The organism is Methylobacterium sp. J-077 (genome assembly GCF_022829365.1).
Taxonomy (GTDB): Bacteria; Pseudomonadota; Alphaproteobacteria; order Rhizobiales; family Beijerinckiaceae; genus Methylobacterium.
This window is the reverse complement of the sequence record NZ_JAKSYJ010000132.1, coordinates 1-283: the sequence shown is the minus strand read 5'-3', so window position 1 is coordinate 283 and position 283 is coordinate 1. Positions and strand designations below refer to the sequence as shown.

The following is a 283-nucleotide window of genomic DNA, read 5'->3' as shown; positions in this document are numbered from 1 at the left end:
CCTCGCGGCCGAGGCCGGATTCCTTCACGCCGCCGAAGGGCGCCACCTCGGTGGTGATGATCCCCTCGTTGATGCCGACCATGCCGTATTCCAGCGCCTCGGCGACCCGGAAGGTGCGGCCGAGGTCGCGGGTGTAGAAGTGTCTCCCGACCCGCTTCGCGGGCCACCCTCCCCCGCAGAGGGGGGAGGGAGAGGCGTCCGTGTCCGGCCGTGATTCTCCCGCGCCGGCTCGGCGAGGCCGGCCTGGTGGAACAACGCGGTGGCGCGCACGGGTTTTTGCGCC

1 pseudogene is annotated in these 283 nt (G+C 72.1%); it reads right to left on the bottom strand.

Features of this window, described 5'->3' with window-relative positions:
• Positions 1-142: pseudogene (locus MKL11_RS16315) on the bottom strand (aldehyde dehydrogenase family protein); the annotation flags it as partial.
• Positions 143-283 lie beyond the last annotated feature (141 nt).